We start from the raw sequence: 18077 nt of genomic DNA on the forward strand, positions 1-18077 counted from the left end.
GGCCCGACCGTGGCGCGTAAAACCCCTATCGAGCGCTACCGAAACATCGGTATCAGCGCCCACATCGATGCCGGCAAGACCACGACGACCGAGCGCATCCTGTTCTACACCGGGGTGAACCACAAGATCGGCGAGGTTCACGACGGCGCTGCGACGATGGACTGGATGGAGCAGGAGCAGGAACGTGGCATCACGATCACGTCGGCTGCGACCACCTGCTTCTGGAACGGCATGGCCCAGCAGTTCCCCGAGCACCGCATCAACATCATCGATACGCCCGGTCACGTCGACTTCACGATCGAGGTCGAGCGTTCGATGCGGGTGCTCGATGGTGCGTGCATGGTCTACTGTGCGGTGGGCGGCGTGCAGCCGCAGTCGGAAACCGTGTGGCGGCAGGCGAACAAGTACGGGGTTCCGCGCATCGCGTTCGTCAACAAGATGGATCGCGCGGGGGCCAATTTCCTGCGGGTCGTGCAGCAGATGAAGGATCGTCTGCGCGCCAATCCGGTGCCGCTGCAGATTCCGATCGGCGCCGAGGACGGCTTCGAGGGCGTGATCGATCTGATCTCGATGAAGGCGATCTACTGGGATGACGCGGCCCAGGGCACGACCTTCGAGCTGCGCGACATCCCGGCGCATCTGCAGGCGGAGTGCGAGGAGTGGCGCGAGAAGCTCATCGAGGCCGCGGCCGAAGCCAATGAAACCCTGATGGAGAAGTACCTCGAAGGCGAGGAGCTGACCGCGGACGAACTGCATGCGGCGCTGCGCGCGCGCACCATCGCCGGCGAGATCGTCCCGGCGCTGTGTGGCTCCGCCTTCAAGAACAAGGGCGTGCAGGCCATGCTCGATGCGGTGGTGCGCTATCTGCCGGCGCCGGTCGACATCCCGGCCATCAAGGGCGCATTGGAGAACGGCGAGGAGGCGGAACGTCATCCCTCGGACAAGGAGCCCTTCGCGGCGCTCGCCTTCAAGATTGCGACCGATCCCTTCGTTGGCACGCTGACGTTCTTCCGCGTCTATTCGGGGGTGCTCAATTCCGGCGACTCGGTGCTCAATTCGGTCAGGGGCAAGAAAGAGCGCATCGGTCGCATCGTGCAGATGCACGCCAATTCGCGTGAGGAAATCAAGGAAGTCTGTGCCGGCGACATTGCCGCTGCGGTCGGTCTCAAGGACGTGACGACGGGTGACACGCTGTGTCACCCGGAGCGGGTGATCGTGCTGGAGCGGATGGAGTTCCCGGAGCCGGTGATCTCGGTTGCGGTCGAACCCAAGACCAAGAGCGATCAGGAAAAAATGGGTGTTGCGCTGAACAAGTTGGCGCAGGAAGACCCGTCGTTCCGGGTGCATACCGACGAAGAGTCCGGGCAGACGATCATTTCGGGCATGGGCGAATTGCACCTCGAAATCATCGTCGACCGGATGAAGCGCGAATTCAAGGTCGAGGCCAATGTCGGTGCCCCGCAGGTGGCCTACCGTGAAACGATCCGGGCGTCGGTCGAGCAGGAAGGCAAGTTCGTGCGCCAGTCGGGTGGTCGCGGTCAGTACGGCCATGTGTGGCTGAAGATCGAGCCGCAGGAGGCGGGGAAAGGCTACGAGTTCGTCAATGGCATCGTTGGTGGCGTCGTCCCGCGCGAATACGTGCCGGCCGTCGACAAGGGCATCCAGGAGCAGATGGAAAATGGCGTCATCGCCGGCTTCCCGGTGGTGGACGTCAAGGTCACGCTGTTCGACGGCTCCTACCACGAAGTCGACTCCAATGAAATGGCGTTCAAGATTGCCGGCTCGATGGGCTTCAAGGAAGGTGCGCGCAAGGCCAAGCCTGTCCTGCTCGAACCGATCATGAACGTCGAAGTCGAGACCCCCGAGGATTACATGGGCGACGTCATCGGCGACCTCAATCGTCGGCGCGGCCTCGTGCAGGGGATGGACGATTCTCCCTCCGGCAAGATCGTCCGTGCCGAGGTGCCGCTCGCCGAGATGTTCGGCTATGCGACCTCGCTGCGTTCCGCCACGCAGGGGCGCGCGACTTATTCGATGGAGTTCTCCAAGTACAGTGAGGCCCCGGCGAACGTCGCCGAGGCCGTGATCAAGAAGGCGTCGTCCTGAGACGGCTTCCTGGAATTCATGAGGTAAAGCAAAAGTGGCTAAAGAGAAGTTCGAGCGTACGAAGCCGCACGTGAACGTTGGCACGATCGGTCACGTGGACCACGGCAAGACGACGCTGACGGCGGCGCTGACGAAGGTGGGGGCGGAGCGGTTCGGTGGCGTGTTCAAGGCGTATGACCAGATCGACGCGGCGCCGGAAGAGCGCGCCCGCGGGATCACGATCGCCACGGCGCACGTCGAGTACGAGAGCCCGAACCGGCACTACGCGCACGTGGACTGCCCGGGCCACGCCGACTACGTGAAGAACATGATCACGGGCGCGGCGCAGATGGACGGCGCGATCCTGGTGTGCTCGGCCGCGGACGGTCCGATGCCGCAGACGCGCGAGCACATCCTGCTGGCCCGCCAGGTGGGCGTGCCCTACATCGTCGTGTACCTGAACAAGGCCGACATGGTCGACGATCCCGAGCTGCTCGAGCTCGTCGAGATGGAAGTGCGCGACCTGCTGTCGAGCTACGACTTCCCGGGCGACGACACTCCGATCATCACCGGCAGCGCGCTGAAGGCGCTCGAGGGCGACCAGAGCGAGATCGGCGTGCCGTCGATCATCAAGCTGGTCGATGCGCTGGACACCTACATCCCGCAGCCCGAGCGCGAGGTCAACAAGCCGTTCCTGATGCCGATCGAGGACGTGTTCTCGATCTCCGGGCGTGGCACCGTGGTGACCGGGCGCATCGAGCGCGGTCGGGTGAAGGTGGGTGACGAAGTGGAGATCGTCGGCATCCGCGCGACGACCAAGACCACCTGCACGGGCGTCGAGATGTTCCGCAAGCTGCTGGATTCGGGCGAGGCGGGGGACAACGTCGGCGTGCTGCTGCGCGGCACCAAGCGCGAGGACGTGGAGCGTGGCCAGGTGCTGGCCAAGCCGGGCACGATCAAGCCGCACACCAAGTTCGAAGCCGAGGTGTACGTGCTGTCGAAGGAGGAGGGCGGCCGTCATACGCCGTTCTTCAAGGGCTACCGGCCGCAGTTCTACTTCCGCACCACGGACGTGACGGGCGCGTGCGAGTTGCCGGAAGGCGTCGAGATGGTGATGCCGGGCGACAACATCAAGATGGTGGTGAGCCTGATTGCCCCGATCGCGATGGAAGAGGGCTTGCGTTTTGCGATTCGCGAAGGCGGTCGCACCGTCGGCGCCGGTGTCGTCGCCAAGGTGATCGAGTAAACCAGCATGGCCAATCAACGGATCCGTATTCGCCTCAAGGCCTTTGATCATCGGCTGATCGATCAGTCGGCGCGGGAAATCGTCGAAACGGCCAAGCGTACCGGTGCGCAGGTGCGCGGGCCGATTCCGCTGCCGACGAAGAACGAAATCTTCACCGTCCTGATTTCGCCGCACGTCAACAAGGATGCGCGTGATCAGTACGAGTTGCGTACACACAAGCGCCTGATGGACATCGTCGATCCCAACGACAAGACGGTCGACGCGTTGATGAAGCTCGATCTGGCCGCGGGTGTCGACGTCCAGATCAAACTTAACTAAACTGTCGGGCTTTCCGCGCCATGAGGAGTTTGCCACTCCTCCTCTGGCGCGTCGTGGTTTGCGTGGGAGTTCCTAGATATGGCAATTGGATTGATCGGCCGCAAGGCTGGCATGACTCGCGTGTTCACCGACGAGGGCGTATCGGTTCCGGTCACGGTAATCGAAGTCGAGCCCAATCGCGTCACTCAGATCAAGACCGACGACGTCGATGGTTATCGGGCGCTCCAGGTGACGACCGGTGAGCGTCGCGCCAGTCGCGTGACGAAACCTCTCGCCGGCCACTATGCGGGTGCCGGCGTCCTCGCCGGTCGCGGGCTGTGGGAGTTCCGGCTCGCCGGTGACGAAGGGACCGACATCGCCGTCGGTACCGAACTGAAAGTGGACCTGTTTTCCGCCGGGCAGAAGGTCGATGTCACGGGCACGTCGATCGGCAAGGGCTTTGCCGGCGGCATCAAGCGCCACAACTTCCATCATCAGCGCAACAGCCACGGTAACTCCGTCTCCCACCGGGCGCCGGGTTCGATTGGTCAGAACCAGACACCGGGCCGCGTCTTCAAGGGCAAGCGCATGTCCGGGCATCTCGGTGCCGTCCAGCGCAGCACGCTGAACCTCGAAGTGGTGCGCGTGGATATCGAGCGCAACCTGCTGCTGGTCAAGGGAGCCGTGCCGGGTTCTAAGGGTGGCGACGTGATCGTCCGTCCAGCCATCAAGTCGCGTGGTTGAGGGGAGGGGTTATGGAACTCGTAGTGAAGACCGTCAGCGGTCAGCCCTCCGGAGCGGTGCTCACCGTTGCCGATGAGACCTTCGGGCGGGAGTTCAATGAGACGCTCGTCCATCAGGCCGTCGTCGCCTACATGGCTGCCGGTCGGGCCGGCACCCGCGGGCAGAAGACGCGTTCGGAAGTCAGTGGCGGCGGCATCAAGCCGTGGCGGCAGAAGGGTACCGGCCGGGCGCGTTCGGGTACCAGTCGCAGTCCCTTGTGGCGTGGGGGTGGCGTGACGTTCGCGGCGCGCCCCCAGGATCATTCGCAGAAACTCAACAAGAAGATGTATCGCGCGGCGATGCGCTCCATCTTCTCCGAACTGGTGCGTCAGGACCGCCTGGTCGTGGTCGACGATCTGTCGATCGCCGAGCCCAAGACCAAGCTGATGGCGGCCCGCATGCGGGATCTGGGGACCGATAGCGCCTTGTTCGTCACGGAAGACATCGACCTCAACCTTTATCTGTCGGCCCGCAATCTGCACAAGGTCGACGTGCGCGACGTCGTAAGCCTCGATCCTGTCAGCCTGATCGGATTTGACCGTGTGGTGATGACTGTCGGAGCGGTGAAGCGAGTTGGAGAGTGGCTAGCATGAACCAGGAGCGCTTGTTGAAAGTGCTGCTTGCGCCGCATGTCTCGGAGAAGAGCGCTGGCGTCGCGGAGTCTGGCAGTCAGGTTGTTTTCAAGGTTGCGGCCGATGCAACCAAGCCCGAGATCAAGGGCGCCGTTGAGATGTTGTTCAACGTCAAGGTGAAGTCGGTCAACGTGTCCAACGTCAAAGGCAAGCGCAAGCGCTTTGGCGCGCGGTTCGGTGTGCGCTCGGACTGGAAGAAAGCCTATGTCGCGCTGGAGGCCGGCCAGGAAATCGACTTCCTGGGTGGCCAGTAAGGCGAGACGGAAGATCCTGTCCAGGCCAACACACCAAATCGAGGTCAACGAACATGGCGATTGTCAAAACCAAACCGACGTCCCCGGGGCGTCGCTTTGTGGTCAAGATCAGCACGCCGGGCTTGCATAAGGGGCGTCCCTTTGCTGCGCTGGTCGAGAAGCAGACCAAGTCCGGCGGCCGCAATAATGTCGGCCGAATTACGACCCGCCATCAGGGTGGCGGACACAAGCAGCACTACCGGTTCATCGATTTCAAGCGCGACAAGGACAACATCCAGGCGCGGGTCGAGCGCATCGAGTACGACCCGAACCGCAGCGCGCACATTGCGCTGATGCTTTACGCCGACGGCGAGCGCCGCTACATCATCGCGCCGCGCGGCGTCGCTGCAGGGGCTGTGCTGGTTTCGGGGGCTTCCGCGCCGATCAAGGTCGGCAACGCCCTGCCCCTGCGCAACATACCCGTCGGCTCGACGATCCATTGCGTCGAGATGCGGCCGGGCAAGGGGGCACAGCTTGCCCGTAGTGCCGGGGCCGGTGTTCAGTTGGTGGCCCGCGAGGGTTCCTATGCGACGCTGCGTTTGCGCTCCGGTGAGATGCGCAAGGTCCACGTCGACTGCAAGGCCACGATCGGTGAGGTTGGCAACGAGGAGCACAGCCTGCGCTCCCTCGGCAAGGCGGGGGCGAAACGCTGGCTGGGGGTTCGGCCGACTGTGCGCGGTGTGGCGATGAACCCGGTCGACCACCCGCACGGTGGCGGTGAAGGGCGCACTTCCGGTGGGCGTCATCCCGTCACGCCTTGGGGTGTCCCGACCAAGGGCTACAAGACCCGCGCCAACAAGCGCACCGACGGCTTCATCGTCCGCCGCCGCACGAAGTAATTCGAGAGGAATCGTTCAGTGCCACGTTCGATCAAGAAGGGGCCGTTCGTCGACCTCCACCTCGCCAAGAAGGTGGAGGAGGCGGTGGCCACGAATAGCAAGAAGCCGATCAAGACCTGGTCGCGTCGCTCCATGGTGTTGCCGGACATGATCGGCATCACGATCGCCGTTCACAACGGCCGCCAGCACGTGCCCGTTCTCATCACCGAGAACATGATCGGGCATAAGCTCGGCGAATTTGCCGCGACACGTACCTACAAGGGTCATGTCGCCGACAAGAAGTCCAGGTGAGGGCAGACGTCATGCAAGCCTATGCAAAGCTCAAGCATGCGCGCATCTCGCCGCAGAAGGCGCGCCTGGTGGCTGACCAGGTGCGCGGTCTTCCGGTCGGCAGTGCATTGCAGTTGTTGACCTTCAGCAACAAGAAGGCGGCCCATCTGGTCAAGGGCGTGCTCGAATCGGCGATTGCCAATGCCGAGCACAACGAGGGCGCCGACGTCGATGAACTGAAGGTTTCCGCAATCTGCGTGGACGAGGGCCCTGTCCTGAAGCGCATGCATGCGCGTGCGAAAGGCCGCGGTAACCGGATTGTCAAGCGCACCAGCCATATCACGGTCACGGTTGCCGAGAAGTAATTCAGGAGGCCGACATGGGTCAAAAAGTACATCCTACGGGAATTCGCCTCGGCATCGCCTCGGACTGGACGTCGAAGTGGTATGCGGATTCGAAGAATTTTCCCGATTTTCTTGAGCAGGATCTCGCTGTCAGGAGCTTTCTCAAGAAGAAGCTGGCTCACGCATCGGTGAGCCGCATTCAGATCGAGCGTCCGGCCCGTACCGCTCACATCACCATTCATACGGCGCGTCCGGGCGTGGTGATCGGCAAGAAGGGCGAAGACATCGAAGCGCTGCGCAAGGAAGTGTCGCAGCGCATGGGTGTGCCGGTGCACATCAATATCGAAGAGATCCGCAAGCCGGAACTTGATGCGCAGCTGGTTGCCGAGGGTGTCGCGCAGCAGCTTGAGCGACGCATCATGTTCAGGCGCGCGATGAAGCGTTCGGTCACGAACGCTATGCGTTTGGGCGCACAAGGTATTAAAATACATATTTCTGGCCGGCTGAACGGCGCCGAGATTGCCCGGAGTGAGTGGTACCGGGAAGGTCGTGTTCCCCTTCACACCTTGCGTGCCGACATCGATTATGGCTTCGCCGAAGCGCGTACGACGTATGGCGTGATTGGTATCAAGGTGTGGGTGTTCAAGGGCGAGGTCTTCGGTCTTGAGCGTCAGACGGAATCCAAGTCCGATCGGGCGTCTGCAGCCTGACGTTTCATGCTGGTGACTCCGAGGAGCTCCGCGTGGTAGGCGCGGAGTTTCTTTTTTAGCTGACGGGGAAAGAAAATGTTACAGCCGAAGAGAACGAAATTCCGCAAGCAGCGCAAAGGGCGCAATCGCGGACTCGCGACCAGCGGCAATAAGGTGAGTTTCGGCGAGTTCGGGTTGAAGTGTGTTGGCCGTGCGCGCATTACCGCCCGGCAGATTGAGGCCGCGCGTCGTGCCATCAGTCGCCATGTCAAGCGTGGCGGCAAGATATGGATCCGCGTCTTCCCTGACGTCCCGATTTCTCAGAAGCCTCTGGAAGTTCGTATGGGTAGCGGCAAGGGCAATGTCGAGTACTGGGTGGCGAAGGTGCAGCCCGGAAAAGTTCTGTATGAAATCGAAGGCGTGTCGGAAGAGATCGCACGCCAGGCTTTTCGCCTCGCTGCCGCGAAGCTCCCCGTGCAAACCACGTTCGTCAACCGGACGGTGATGTGATGAATGCCAACGAACTTCGCGCAAAGAGTGCGGATGAGCTGAAGCAGGAACTGCTGGCATTGCTGCGCGAGCAGTTCAACCTGAGAATGCAGCGTGCCACCGGACAGTTGAACAAGCCGCATCTGTTCCGGCAGGCGCGTCGCAATATCGCCCGGGTGAAATTGGTTCTTGATGAGAAAGCGAAGGCTGGTGTGGCATGAGTGACGAACGCAAGGTATCGCGCACCGTTACCGGGCGGGTGTCCAGCAACAAGATGGACAAAACGATCACCGTGGTGGTCGAGCGGCTCGTTAAGCACCCGGTCTACGGCAAGTACGTGCGCCGTTCGAGCAAGCTCCATGCACACGACGAATCGAACCAGTGCCGCGAAGGAGACGTGGTGACCATCGAACAGTGCCGCCCGCTCGCCAAGACCAAGGCTTGGAAGTTGGTTCGCATCGAGTCGCGAGCTACTGAATGAAGGGCAGCCCCCGCAGCAACAACTGCGGATAAGCTGGTTGTGTGAGTCCACGCAGTACATGCGGTAATAAGTCATGATTCAGATGCAAACGAGCTTGGATGTCGCTGACAACAGCGGCGCCCGTCGCCTTATGTGCATCAAGGTGCTGGGTGGCTCCCACCGGCGCTACGCGCAGATTGGCGATGTCATCAAGGTCAGCGTCAAGGAAGCGATTCCGCGCGGCAAGGTCAAGAAGGGCGATGTGTACAATGCGGTGGTGGTGCGTACCCGCAAGGGTGTGCGCCGCGCTGATGGCTCGCTGATCCGTTTTGATGGAAATGCGGCGGTTCTGCTGAACAACAAACTTGAACCCATCGGTACCCGTATCTTTGGACCGGTGACGCGTGAGTTGCGCGGCGAGCGCTTCATGAAAATCATCTCTCTGGCACCTGAAGTGCTTTGAGTAGGGAAAGGGTCAAGCGATGCGCAAGATCAGAAAGGGTGACGAAGTCATCATCGTCGCCGGCAAAGATAAAGGCCGCACTGGCAAGGTGATCCGTGTTACCGCCGACGAGCGTGTGTTCGTCGAAGGCGTGAACATGATCAAGAAGCATGCGAAGCCGAATCCCACCCGTGGTGTGGCGGGCGGCATCATTGAGCGTGAAGCGTCTCTCCACGTTTCAAATGTGGCGCTGTTCAATCCTGCGACCAAGTGTGCCGACCGCGTCGGTTTCCGAATCCTCGATGATGGCCGCAAGGTTCGTTACTTCAAGTCCAACAACGAGATTGTGGACGTCTGAGGCTAGATTCCGATGGCAAGATTGCATGACCACTACCGTGACGTGGTGGTAAAACAACTTACCGAGCGTTTCGGTTACAGAAATGTAATGGAAGTGCCGCGCATCACCAAGATCACCCTTAATATGGGGGTTGGTGAAGCCGTGGGCGACAAGAAGGTGATTGAGCACGCGGTCGGTGATATGACAGCCATCGCCGGGCAGAAGCCGGTGGTGACGCTGGCCCGTCAGTCAATCGCTGGTTTCAAGATCCGCGAAGGCTGGCCGATCGGTTGCAAGGTGACGCTGCGTCGCGAGCGCATGTACGAGTTCCTCGACCGACTGATCAGCATTGCCATGCCACGGATTCGTGATTTCCGCGGAATTAACGGCCGTGCTTTCGACGGGCGTGGCAATTTCAGCATGGGTCTCAAGGAGCAGATCATGTTTCCTGAGATCGATTACGATCGCGTTGATGCCGTTCGTGGCATGGACATCACCATTACCACCACGGCACGTACGGATGAAGAAGGGCGGGCATTGCTGGCCGCTTTCAACTTCCCGTTCCGCAACTGATCCGGAGTTCGGTCATGGCTAAGTTGTCAATGAAGAATCGCGAAGCCAAACGCATTGCTACGGTCAAGAAATACGCCCAGCGGCGCGCCGAACTGAAAGCTGTGATCAGCAATCCGGGAAGTGATGACGAGGCGAGGCGAGAGGCTCAGGCGAAACTGCAGGCCATGCCGCGTGATGCCAGTCCGGTCCGTATCCGCAACCGTTGCCGGTTGACCGGTCGGCCTCACGGCTTCTACCGCAAGTTTGGCCTTTCGCGAAATAAGCTGCGTGAAGCGGCAATGCGCGGTGACGTCCCCGGCCTGCGCAAGGCGAGCTGGTAAAGAAGTTTTTCCAGTCTTTAAGTCGATGGGCACGAACCAAGCGCGGCCCTGACACTGACCATGACGGAGCGTAGTTCATTATGAGTATGAGTGATCCTATTGCGGATCTGTTGACCCGAATCCGCAACGGCCAAGCTGCCGGTAAAACACAGGTCGTGCTGCCTTCCTCAAAGCTAAAGGTCGCGGTTTGCCAGGTGCTCAAGGATGAAGGCTATATTGCTGCCTATTCGGTAAGTGAAGCCGATGGCAAGCCGATCTTGACGATTGTGCTCAAATATCATCTGGGGCGCCCCGTCATCGAGACGATTCAAAGGGTAAGTCGTCCTGGACTGCGTATATTCCGGGGCTGCGCCGATCTGCCGAAAGTGATGGGTGGACTGGGCGTGGCGATCGTATCAACGTCACATGGCATCATGAGCGATCGTGCGGCGCGCGCTGCGGGGCACGGTGGCGAAGTGTTGTGCATCGTCGCCTGATCGCTAGGAGATCTTCGTTATGTCTCGTGTAGCGAAAAAACCGGTCGACATTCCCGCGGGCGTTAGCTTGTCGCTTGATGCCGGTAAGGTGACGGTAAAAGGCATGAAAGGAACGATGGAGCTCCAACTCCATCCCACCGTGCAGGCGGTCGCCGAGAACAACCAAGTCAAGGTTGTCCCGGCATCGGAAGAGGCGCATCACCGGGCCATGGCGGGCACCATGCGGGCTTTGCTCCAGAACATGGTGATGGGCGTAAGCCAGGGCTTTGAACGCAAACTGCAACTTGTCGGCGTTGGCTATCGTGCACAAGCCCAGGGTGCAGTTCTCAATCTGACACTCGGTTTCTCTCACCCCGTCGCTTTCGAAGTTCCGAAAGGCGTGAGCGTGGAAACGCCGAGCCAGACGGACATCATCGTCAAAGGCGTGGACAAGCAGCAAGTCGGTCAGGTTGCGGCCAAAATTCGGGCGTTCCGTCCACCGGAGCCTTACAAGGGCAAGGGTGTGCGTTACGCGGACGAGGTCATCGTCCTCAAAGAAGCCAAGAAGAAGTGAGAGTTGCCGCAATGGACAAGAAAGCTGCCCGTATTCGCCGGGGATTGCGTTCCAGGACCAAGATCCGCGAGTTGGGTGCCGTGCGCCTGTGCGTTCACCGCACGCCTCGGCACATTTATGCGCAGATTATCGCTCCGAATGGTGCCGAGGTACTGGCGGCCGCTTCGACCTTGGAGTCGGCCATAGCCGGGGCGCTGAAGTCGACAGGGAATATCGATGCCGCGCGCGCAGTAGGTAAGGCCATCGCCGAGAAAGCGACCAGCAAGGGTATCACCGAGGTGGCCTTTGATCGCTCCGGCTTCAAGTACCATGGCCGCGTCAAGGCCTTGGCTGATGCGGCCCGCGAAGGCGGATTGCAGTTCTAAGGGGTTAGCCAATGGCAAGCAATGTTGAGTCTTCGCAGAGCACCGATGGTCTGCATGAAAAGCTCATCGCCGTCAATCGCGTGGCCAAGGTCGTCAAAGGCGGGCGTCAGTTCGGTTTTACGGCGCTGACCGTTGTTGGTGATGGTCAGGGGCGGGTTGGCTTCGGCTACGGCAAAGCGCGAGAAGTGCCTGTAGCGATTCAGAAAGCCATGGAAAAGGCGCGCAAGAACATGAGCAATGTGACGCTGGCAGGGACCACCTTGCAGCACCCGTTGTCGGCGGAACACGGTGCAGCACGAGTGTTTATGCAGCCGGCTTCCGAAGGTACCGGCATTATCGCCGGAGGTGCCATGCGCGCCGTCTTCGAGGTGGTGGGTGTGAAGGATGTGCTGGCGAAATGCGTCGGTTCGCGCAATCCGGTAAACGTGGTTCGTGCCACCATTAATGGATTAAAACTAATGGCTTCACCGGATTACATTGCCGCTAAGCGCGGCAAGTCCGTTGTTGAAATTGGGGGCTGATGTATGTCGATGCCTAAGCAGGTTCGATTGACTTTGGTCAAGAGCACCGCCGGACGGCTCGCTGCTCACAAGGCATGCGTGCGCGGTTTGGGGCTGCGCCGGATGCATCATAGTTCCATCGTGCTCGACACGCCGGAGAACCGCGGCATGATCAGCAAGGTGCATTATTTGCTGAAGATCGAGGAAGTCTGATCATGCGCCTAAATTCACTGACGTTTGCTCCTGGCGCTCGCCAGGCCGCTAAGCGGGTCGGGCGCGGAATGGGCTCGGGATTGGGCAAGACCTGCGGCCGGGGACATAAGGGGCAGCATTCGCGTGCGGGCGGCTTCCACAAGGTCGGCTTCGAAGGTGGTCAGATGCCACTGCAGCGGCGCCTTCCCAAGCACGGGTTCCGGGCTCCGAATGATCATGCTACCGCTGAGGTTCGTTTGCACGAACTCAACTATGTCGAAGGCGATACGATCGACTTGGTCAGCTTGAAGGCTGCGAATGTCGTTCCTCAGTTCGCTACCAGGGCACGCATAATCTTGTCCGGCGAATTCGTGCGTGCTGTCGTTGTCCGCGGCGTGAACGTTAGCAAAGGGGCGCGTGCAGCAATCGAAGCTGCCGGCGGTAAGGTCGAAGAGTAGAGACTATGTCGACATCGCTGCCTTCGATGGGAAAGATGACGGAGCTGCGACAGCGCCTGCTGTTTCTGCTCGGGGCGCTTGTAGTGTTCCGTATTGGAACGCATATACCGGTGCCGGGCATCGATCCGCATGCGATGGCAAACCTCTTTCAGCAGCAGCGAGGAACCATCCTGGACATGTTCAACATGTTTTCGGGTGGTGCCTTGTCGCGGTTGAGCATTTTCGCCTTGGGCATCATGCCTTACATTTCGGCTTCGATCATCGTTCAACTGTTGACCGTGATCGTGCCGTCTCTGGAGCATTTGAAAAAGGAAGGTAATGCGGGGCGGCGCAAGATTACACAGTACACGCGTTATCTGACGCTGGTATTGGCCGCGTTTCAGTCGGTAGGTGTCAGCATTGCCTTGCAGAGCCAGGTTGCTGCAGGTCAGCACGTGGTGCCCAACCCGGGAATCGGCTTTATTTCGATCGCCGCGGTCACGCTGGTGGCAGGCACCATGTTCCTGATGTGGCTGGGTGAGCAGGTTACGGAGCGCGGAATTGGTAATGGAATTTCCATGATCATCTTCGCCGGTATCGTGGCAGGCCTGCCCGGCGCTTTGGGCGGGACGCTCGAACTTGCTCGCACCGGGGAGCTGAACGCGATTCTGGTCATCGCCTTGCTGGTCATTGCGGTTGCGGTTACTGCTCTCGTCATTTTTGTGGAACGAGGACAGCGTCGTATAACCGTTAACTATGCCAAACGCCAGCAGGGCCGCCAAGTTTATGCCGCCCAGTCGAGCCATTTACCTCTCAAGCTGAACATGGCGGGTGTCATTCCACCCATTTTTGCCTCGAGCCTGATCTTGTTTCCTGCCACGCTTGGTAACTGGTTTTCTTCGGCTCCCGGCATGGCATGGCTTCGGGACATAAGCTCGATGCTTTCGCCGGGGCAGCCGCTATACGTTGTCTTGTATGCTGCATTGATTATCTTTTTTTGCTTCTTTTATACGGCCCTCGTGTTCAATTCGCGGGAAACGGCAGAGCAGTTGAAGAAGTCGGGCGCTTTCATCCCGGGGATTCGACCAGGGGCGCAAACGGCGGGATATATCGATAAGGTACTGACGCGGCTTACGCTCGCTGGTGCGGTTTATATCACTGCGGTCTGTCTGCTTCCGGAGTTCCTGATCCTGTATTGGAGGGTGCCGTTTTACTTCGGTGGGACATCGCTGCTGATCATCGTCGTGGTTGTCATGGATTTCATGGCACAGGTTCAAGCGCATCTGATGTCGCATCAGTACGACAGCTTGATGAAAAAGGCCAATTTCAAGCCTGGTGGTACGACCCTGCGCTGAGTTGGCAAAGCGGTCGAGTGAGAAGTCGGAATTTCTGAATCATTATGGCGCTGGTTCGAAACTCAGAACACAGTCGCTGTAGGAGAGCGAAATGAAAGTACGTGCATCGGTCAAGAAGCTGTGCCGCAACTGCAAGATCGTGCGGCGAGAGGGTATCGTCCGGGTGATCTGCAAAGATGCCCGACACAAGCAGCGGCAGGGATAAAATCAGGCATTGTTGCCAAGCTCATGCTGAATGTGTAGAATCCTTCGCTTTTCCGCGATGACGGTTACGCACGACGGTTTTTTGGGAGTTCATTTAGATGGCCCGTATCGCTGGCATCAACATTCCGGTCAACAAGCATGTGGTGATCGCATTGCAATCGATCTATGGGGTGGGGACAACCCGCGCCCGCTTGATCTGTGCAAATGCGGGCGTCGCTCCCGAAACCAAGGTCAAGGATCTGGTCGAAGCGCAGGTCGAAGTCTTGCGGGCGGAAGTCGCGAAGTTTGTTGTCGAAGGCGACTTGCGTCGTGAAGTCTCGATGAACATCAAGCGCCTGATGGATTTGGGGTGTTACCGCGGTCTCAGGCACCGTCGTGGTTTGCCGTTACGCGGGCAGCGCACTCGCACCAATGCTCGTACTCGCAAGGGTCCGCGTCGGGCGATCAAGAAGTGATGCGGTTGAGCGCGATGTTCTCAACAATCATTGCTACTAGGTGTATGTAATGGCAAAACCTGCCGCTAAAACGCGCAAGCGCGTTAAGAAGAACGTGGTTGATGGCGTGGCGCATATCCATGCGTCCTTCAACAACACCATCATTACCATTACCGATCGCCAAGGCAATACGCTTGCGTGGGCGACTTCGGGTGGGTCGGGCTTTCGCGGGTCGCGCAAGAGTACGCCATTTGCAGCACAGGTTGCCGCGGAGCGTGCCGGATCGGTGGTCAAGGAATTTGGCTTAAAGAATCTCGAAGTCAATGTTAAAGGGCCGGGTCCAGGGCGGGAATCCGCTGTTCGGGCTCTGAATGCCCAAGGCTTCAAGATCACGAATATTATGGATGTCACGCCGATTCCTCATAACGGCTGCCGTCCGCCGAAGAAGCGTCGGGTTTAAGTGAGGTTTCGGTCGTGGCAAGGTATATTGGTCCAAAATGCAAGCTGAGTCGTCGCGAAGGCGTCGACCTGGGGCTGAAGTCGTCGGCTCGTTCGTTGGAGTCGAAATGCAATATTGAGCGCGCTCCTGGCCAGCATGGCGCGAAGCGTGCGCGCTTGTCTGACTATGGTCTGCAGCTGCGTGAAAAGCAGAAGCTCCGCCGTATCTATGGTGTATTGGAGCGGCAGTTCAGGCGTTACTACGAAGAAGCGGCGCGCCGTAAAGGCTCCACGGGTGAGAACCTGCTGAAGTTGCTGGAGTCGAGACTGGATAACGTCGTTTACCGCATGGGCTTTGGGGCGACGCGTGCAGAGGCACGCCAGCTGGTTTCGCACAAGGCGGTTTTGGTCAATGGCGCGACGACCAATATTCCGTCTTATGCGCTCAAATCCGAAGACGTGATTTCGGTGCGCGAAAAGTCACGCAATCAAGCCCGCATTCAGCAGTCTCTGGCGCTGGCGCAGTCGCGTGGTTTTGCCGAGTGGCTGGATGTCGATACCTCCAAGATGTCGGGGGTCTTTAAGCGGGTCCCGGATCGCGGAGACCTTCCGGCCGACATCAATGAAGCTCTGGTTGTGGAGTTGTACTCCAAGTAATTGCCGGGAGGACATCGCAGATGTCGGGCTCTTTCGATTTTCTTAAGCCGCGCATCGTTGATGTGGAGCGTATCGGTGAAAAGAGTGCACGTGTCACGCTTGAGCCCTTGGAGCGGGGTTTTGGGCACACACTCGGGAATGCGCTGCGCAGGATTCTGCTGTCGTCGATTCCCGGGGCAGCTGTTGTAGAGTGCGAGATTGAAGGCGTCCTTCATGAGTACTCGTCAATAGAGGGCGTGCAAGAGGATGTCATTGATATTCTTTTGAACTTGAAGGGTCTTTCGCTGGTGATGCACGGTGTCAGCGAGGCGACCCTCACGCTCAGCAAGAAGGGCCCAGGCCCGGTATTGGCCAGTGATATCGAGGCAACGCACGCGGTTGAGATCATTGAGCCGAACTATGTGATCGCAACTCTCACGAAGAGTGGCGAACTCAATATGAGGCTGAAGGTTGCCCGTGGTCGTGGCTATGAACCGGCGACCCAGCGGCATTTGGGTGAAGGTGAAAGTCGGCCAATCGGAAGGCTGCAACTGGATGCGTCATTCAGTCCGATTAGTCGGGTGAGCTACAAGGTAGAAAGCGCTCGTGTCGAGCAGCGGACGAATTTGGACAAGCTGATCATCGACATCGAGACCAATGGCACCATTGATCCCGAAGAGGCGATTCGTAGCGCTGCGCGTATTCTGCTGGATCAGTTGTCAGTGTTCGTTGATCTTAAGGGCAAGGAAGAGGTCGAGCCGTTGCAGGAACAGGTTGATATCGACCCGATCTTGTTGCGTCCGGTCGATGATCTTGAGCTTACGGTTCGCTCTGCGAATTGCCTCAAGGCCGAGAGCATTTACTACATTGGCGACCTGATTCAGCGCACTGAGGTGGAGTTGTTGAAAACTCCAAACTTGGGCAAGAAATCTCTTACCGAGATTAAAGATGTCCTCGCATCGCACGGCCTGTCATTGGGAATGAAGCTCGAAAATTGGCCGCCCGTGGGGCTGTCTGGGCGTGACGACGATCGCGCGACGGCGTAACAGCCCTGGACGAGGTCGGCGAAGTGCAGGGCACGCTTCGCGGCTGGTATTGGTTTAACTTCTTAAGGAAGTTTCTAGATGCGTCATCATAAATCAGGCCGTAAGCTTAACCGTACGAGCAGTCATCGGCAGGCGATGTTTCGAAATATGGCGGCGTCTTTGATAACCCACGAGGTGATCAAGACGACGCTTCCGAAAGCTAAGGAGCTGCGACGGGTGGCTGAACCGCTTATTACCCTGGCGAAAACGGATAGTCTCGCCGGGCGTCGGTTGGCGTTCTCCCGCTTGCGGGACAGGGATGCCGTGACAAAATTGTTTGGAGAGCTCGGGCCGCGCTACAAGATTCGCCCCGGTGGTTATCTGCGCATTCTGAAGTGTGGTTTCCGTGCCGGAGACAACGCTCCGATGGCTTATGTTGAGCTGGTGGATCGCGCTTCAGATTAATTGAAGCAAGTTACGTCGCTGCGTCTAAGCAGACGTGGCAAAGCCAACCGACCGGCAGCCTCGAACTAAACCAGAGAGTAGACACAGGGGAGTGTCCTGAGGGAGTGAGAAGCTGCGGCGGTACAATTTGACTGTGAGATGCGAGGATCCCTCGCATCCTCCCTGTCGTTGCGTATTAAGCAGGTTTTAGGCTTGTGTTGATGCTTGTATGGTTTGCCCAAGGAATCAAGGCGAGGGCTTGTCAGTGTCACCCCTGAGTGGTAAGGTGACAAACTGAATGTGGATGTTGGTTTTTAGACGGGGCCCTTCATGGGCTTTTTTTGTATTGATACCTTATCACGATGCGATTATGCGTATGGTAGGGTTGAAATCGGTGATCGTCGAGAGTGGGCCATCGGCCCACTTTTAGTTTTGGCGGACAGATGCGGGCGGATCATTACAAACTGCACGAATTGCTTGGTCCCGTTGTCGTGGGGATGGGCTACGAACTGGTTGGGATCGAGTTTCATCCTAACTCGGTGAACGCCCTGCTGCGGATCTATATCGATCATGGCAATGGCATAACCCTCGACGATTGTCAGCGCGTCAGTGGCCAGGTCAGTGGGGTGCTTGATGTGGCCGATCCGATTCCAAGCCGGTACACGCTGGAGGTTTCGTCGCCGGGTCTCGACAGGCCGTTGTTTACCGTCGAGCATTTCCAGCGGTTCGAGGGGCGTGAGGCAAAGATTCAGCTTAGCGTTCCACTGAATGGGCGGCGGAAATACAGAGGGGTACTGGGCGGCCTGCGTGAAGGTGCGGTGACTCTGATTTGCGAAGAGGGCGAGGTCACCATCCCGCTCGATCGGATTGACAGGGCTCGATTGGTTCCCGAATAACTGATCGGATAGGGGATGCGTCG

General features: G+C 59.0%; 31 protein-coding genes. All 31 read left to right on the plus strand.

All coding sequences use genetic code 11. The features are described from left to right. Positions 1–9 precede the first annotated feature (9 nt). Positions 10–2106 (plus strand): elongation factor G, encoded by a 2097-nt coding sequence (gene fusA / locus EV699_RS04900; RefSeq protein ID WP_132539562.1) that lies wholly within the window; start codon positions 10–12, stop codon positions 2104–2106. 34 nt (positions 2107–2140) lie between these two features. Beyond that, positions 2141–3331, plus strand: coding sequence for an elongation factor Tu (tuf, locus tag EV699_RS04905; RefSeq protein ID WP_132539540.1), 1191 nt, complete (start codon positions 2141–2143; stop codon positions 3329–3331). Positions 3332–3337: 6 nt separating this feature from the next. Continuing rightward, positions 3338–3649: a 30S ribosomal protein S10 gene (rpsJ, locus tag EV699_RS04910; RefSeq protein WP_132539564.1), complete on the plus strand. Its 312-nt coding sequence runs from the start codon at positions 3338–3340 to the stop codon at positions 3647–3649. A 78-nt stretch (positions 3650–3727) separates the two neighbouring features. Then, a complete protein-coding gene (rplC, locus tag EV699_RS04915; RefSeq protein ID WP_132539566.1) occupies positions 3728–4372 on the plus strand; it encodes a 50S ribosomal protein L3 in 645 nt (214 codons plus the stop codon). A gap of 11 nt (positions 4373–4383) precedes the next feature. Next, positions 4384–5004 (plus strand): 50S ribosomal protein L4, encoded by a 621-nt coding sequence (gene rplD, locus EV699_RS04920; protein WP_132539568.1) that lies wholly within the window; start codon positions 4384–4386, stop codon positions 5002–5004. Then, on the plus strand, positions 5001–5297 hold the full coding sequence (rplW, locus tag EV699_RS04925) for a 50S ribosomal protein L23 (protein WP_132539570.1): 297 nt from the start codon (positions 5001–5003) through the stop codon (positions 5295–5297). Before rplD ends, rplW begins: the two co-directional genes overlap by 4 nt. 53 nt (positions 5298–5350) lie before the next feature. Then, positions 5351–6175, plus strand: coding sequence for a 50S ribosomal protein L2 (gene rplB, locus EV699_RS04930; protein ID WP_132539572.1), 825 nt, complete (start codon positions 5351–5353; stop codon positions 6173–6175). A gap of 18 nt (positions 6176–6193) precedes the next feature. Next, the gene (gene rpsS / locus EV699_RS04935; RefSeq protein ID WP_132539574.1) at positions 6194–6466 is read left to right on the plus strand and encodes a 30S ribosomal protein S19; all 273 of its coding nucleotides are present in this window, start codon (positions 6194–6196) and stop codon (positions 6464–6466) included. 11 nt (positions 6467–6477) lie between these two features. After that, on the plus strand, positions 6478–6810 hold the full coding sequence (gene rplV / locus EV699_RS04940; protein WP_132539576.1) for a 50S ribosomal protein L22: 333 nt from the start codon (positions 6478–6480) through the stop codon (positions 6808–6810). Between the two features lie 14 nt (positions 6811–6824). Continuing rightward, positions 6825–7499, plus strand: coding sequence for a 30S ribosomal protein S3 (rpsC, locus tag EV699_RS04945; protein WP_132539578.1), 675 nt, complete (start codon positions 6825–6827; stop codon positions 7497–7499). 75 nt (positions 7500–7574) lie between these two features. Further along, positions 7575–7988 carry a 50S ribosomal protein L16 gene (gene rplP, locus EV699_RS04950; RefSeq protein ID WP_132539580.1) on the plus strand — a complete coding sequence of 138 codons (414 nt, stop codon included), beginning with the start codon at positions 7575–7577 and terminating at the stop codon, positions 7986–7988. Beyond that, complete coding sequence (gene rpmC / locus EV699_RS04955; RefSeq protein ID WP_132539582.1) at positions 7988–8188, plus strand: 50S ribosomal protein L29; 201 nt, start codon at positions 7988–7990, stop codon at positions 8186–8188. Before rplP ends, rpmC begins: the two co-directional genes overlap by 1 nt. Next, complete coding sequence (gene rpsQ, locus EV699_RS04960; RefSeq protein WP_132539584.1) at positions 8185–8448, plus strand: 30S ribosomal protein S17; 264 nt, start codon at positions 8185–8187, stop codon at positions 8446–8448. The genes rpmC and rpsQ overlap by 4 nt, the downstream gene beginning before the upstream one ends. Positions 8449–8521: 73 nt before the next feature. Next, entirely contained in the window at positions 8522–8890 is a 369-nt protein-coding gene (rplN, locus tag EV699_RS04965) for a 50S ribosomal protein L14 (RefSeq protein WP_132539586.1), read from the plus strand. A gap of 19 nt (positions 8891–8909) precedes the next feature. Next, positions 8910–9227, plus strand: a complete 318-nt coding sequence (gene rplX, locus EV699_RS04970) for a 50S ribosomal protein L24 (RefSeq protein WP_132539588.1) — start codon at positions 8910–8912, stop codon at positions 9225–9227. Positions 9228–9239: 12 nt separating this feature from the next. Continuing rightward, positions 9240–9779 carry a 50S ribosomal protein L5 gene (gene rplE / locus EV699_RS04975; protein ID WP_132539590.1) on the plus strand — a complete coding sequence of 180 codons (540 nt, stop codon included), beginning with the start codon at positions 9240–9242 and terminating at the stop codon, positions 9777–9779. Between the two features lie 14 nt (positions 9780–9793). Next, the gene (rpsN, locus tag EV699_RS04980) at positions 9794–10099 is read left to right on the plus strand and encodes a 30S ribosomal protein S14 (RefSeq protein WP_132539592.1); all 306 of its coding nucleotides are present in this window, start codon (positions 9794–9796) and stop codon (positions 10097–10099) included. Between the two features lie 80 nt (positions 10100–10179). Then, positions 10180–10575, plus strand: coding sequence for a 30S ribosomal protein S8 (rpsH, locus tag EV699_RS04985; protein WP_132539594.1), 396 nt, complete (start codon positions 10180–10182; stop codon positions 10573–10575). A gap of 19 nt (positions 10576–10594) precedes the next feature. Further along, complete coding sequence (gene rplF / locus EV699_RS04990; protein WP_132539596.1) at positions 10595–11128, plus strand: 50S ribosomal protein L6; 534 nt, start codon at positions 10595–10597, stop codon at positions 11126–11128. A gap of 11 nt (positions 11129–11139) precedes the next feature. Further along, positions 11140–11493 carry a 50S ribosomal protein L18 gene (rplR, locus tag EV699_RS04995; RefSeq protein ID WP_132539598.1) on the plus strand — a complete coding sequence of 118 codons (354 nt, stop codon included), beginning with the start codon at positions 11140–11142 and terminating at the stop codon, positions 11491–11493. Between the two features lie 11 nt (positions 11494–11504). Next, positions 11505–12014 carry a 30S ribosomal protein S5 gene (rpsE, locus tag EV699_RS05000; RefSeq protein WP_132539600.1) on the plus strand — a complete coding sequence of 170 codons (510 nt, stop codon included), beginning with the start codon at positions 11505–11507 and terminating at the stop codon, positions 12012–12014. A gap of 3 nt (positions 12015–12017) precedes the next feature. Continuing rightward, a complete protein-coding gene (gene rpmD, locus EV699_RS05005; RefSeq protein ID WP_132539602.1) occupies positions 12018–12206 on the plus strand; it encodes a 50S ribosomal protein L30 in 189 nt (62 codons plus the stop codon). Positions 12207–12208: 2 nt separating this feature from the next. After that, the gene (rplO, locus tag EV699_RS05010; protein ID WP_132539604.1) at positions 12209–12643 is read left to right on the plus strand and encodes a 50S ribosomal protein L15; all 435 of its coding nucleotides are present in this window, start codon (positions 12209–12211) and stop codon (positions 12641–12643) included. A 5-nt stretch (positions 12644–12648) separates the two neighbouring features. Beyond that, positions 12649–13977, plus strand: coding sequence for a preprotein translocase subunit SecY (gene secY, locus EV699_RS05015; protein WP_132539606.1), 1329 nt, complete (start codon positions 12649–12651; stop codon positions 13975–13977). A 91-nt stretch (positions 13978–14068) separates the two neighbouring features. Continuing rightward, a complete protein-coding gene (rpmJ, locus tag EV699_RS05020) occupies positions 14069–14182 on the plus strand; it encodes a 50S ribosomal protein L36 (RefSeq protein WP_132539608.1) in 114 nt (37 codons plus the stop codon). Positions 14183–14279: 97 nt separating this feature from the next. Next, positions 14280–14636 (plus strand): 30S ribosomal protein S13, encoded by a 357-nt coding sequence (rpsM, locus tag EV699_RS05025; protein ID WP_132539610.1) that lies wholly within the window; start codon positions 14280–14282, stop codon positions 14634–14636. A gap of 49 nt (positions 14637–14685) precedes the next feature. Continuing rightward, positions 14686–15075, plus strand: a complete 390-nt coding sequence (rpsK, locus tag EV699_RS05030; protein WP_132539612.1) for a 30S ribosomal protein S11 — start codon at positions 14686–14688, stop codon at positions 15073–15075. 14 nt (positions 15076–15089) lie between these two features. Continuing rightward, positions 15090–15710, plus strand: coding sequence for a 30S ribosomal protein S4 (rpsD, locus tag EV699_RS05035; protein WP_132539614.1), 621 nt, complete (start codon positions 15090–15092; stop codon positions 15708–15710). Positions 15711–15730: 20 nt separating this feature from the next. Next, positions 15731–16735, plus strand: a complete 1005-nt coding sequence (locus tag EV699_RS05040; RefSeq protein WP_132539616.1) for a DNA-directed RNA polymerase subunit alpha — start codon at positions 15731–15733, stop codon at positions 16733–16735. 78 nt (positions 16736–16813) lie between these two features. Next, positions 16814–17179, plus strand: a complete 366-nt coding sequence (rplQ, locus tag EV699_RS05045; RefSeq protein WP_132539618.1) for a 50S ribosomal protein L17 — start codon at positions 16814–16816, stop codon at positions 17177–17179. Between the two features lie 422 nt (positions 17180–17601). After that, complete coding sequence (gene rimP, locus EV699_RS05050; protein ID WP_132539901.1) at positions 17602–18054, plus strand: ribosome maturation factor RimP; 453 nt, start codon at positions 17602–17604, stop codon at positions 18052–18054. Positions 18055–18077 lie beyond the last annotated feature (23 nt).

Origin of the sequence: Plasticicumulans lactativorans, from assembly GCF_004341245.1 — a bacterium.
Taxonomy (GTDB): Bacteria; Pseudomonadota; Gammaproteobacteria; order Competibacterales; family Competibacteraceae; genus Plasticicumulans_A; species Plasticicumulans_A lactativorans.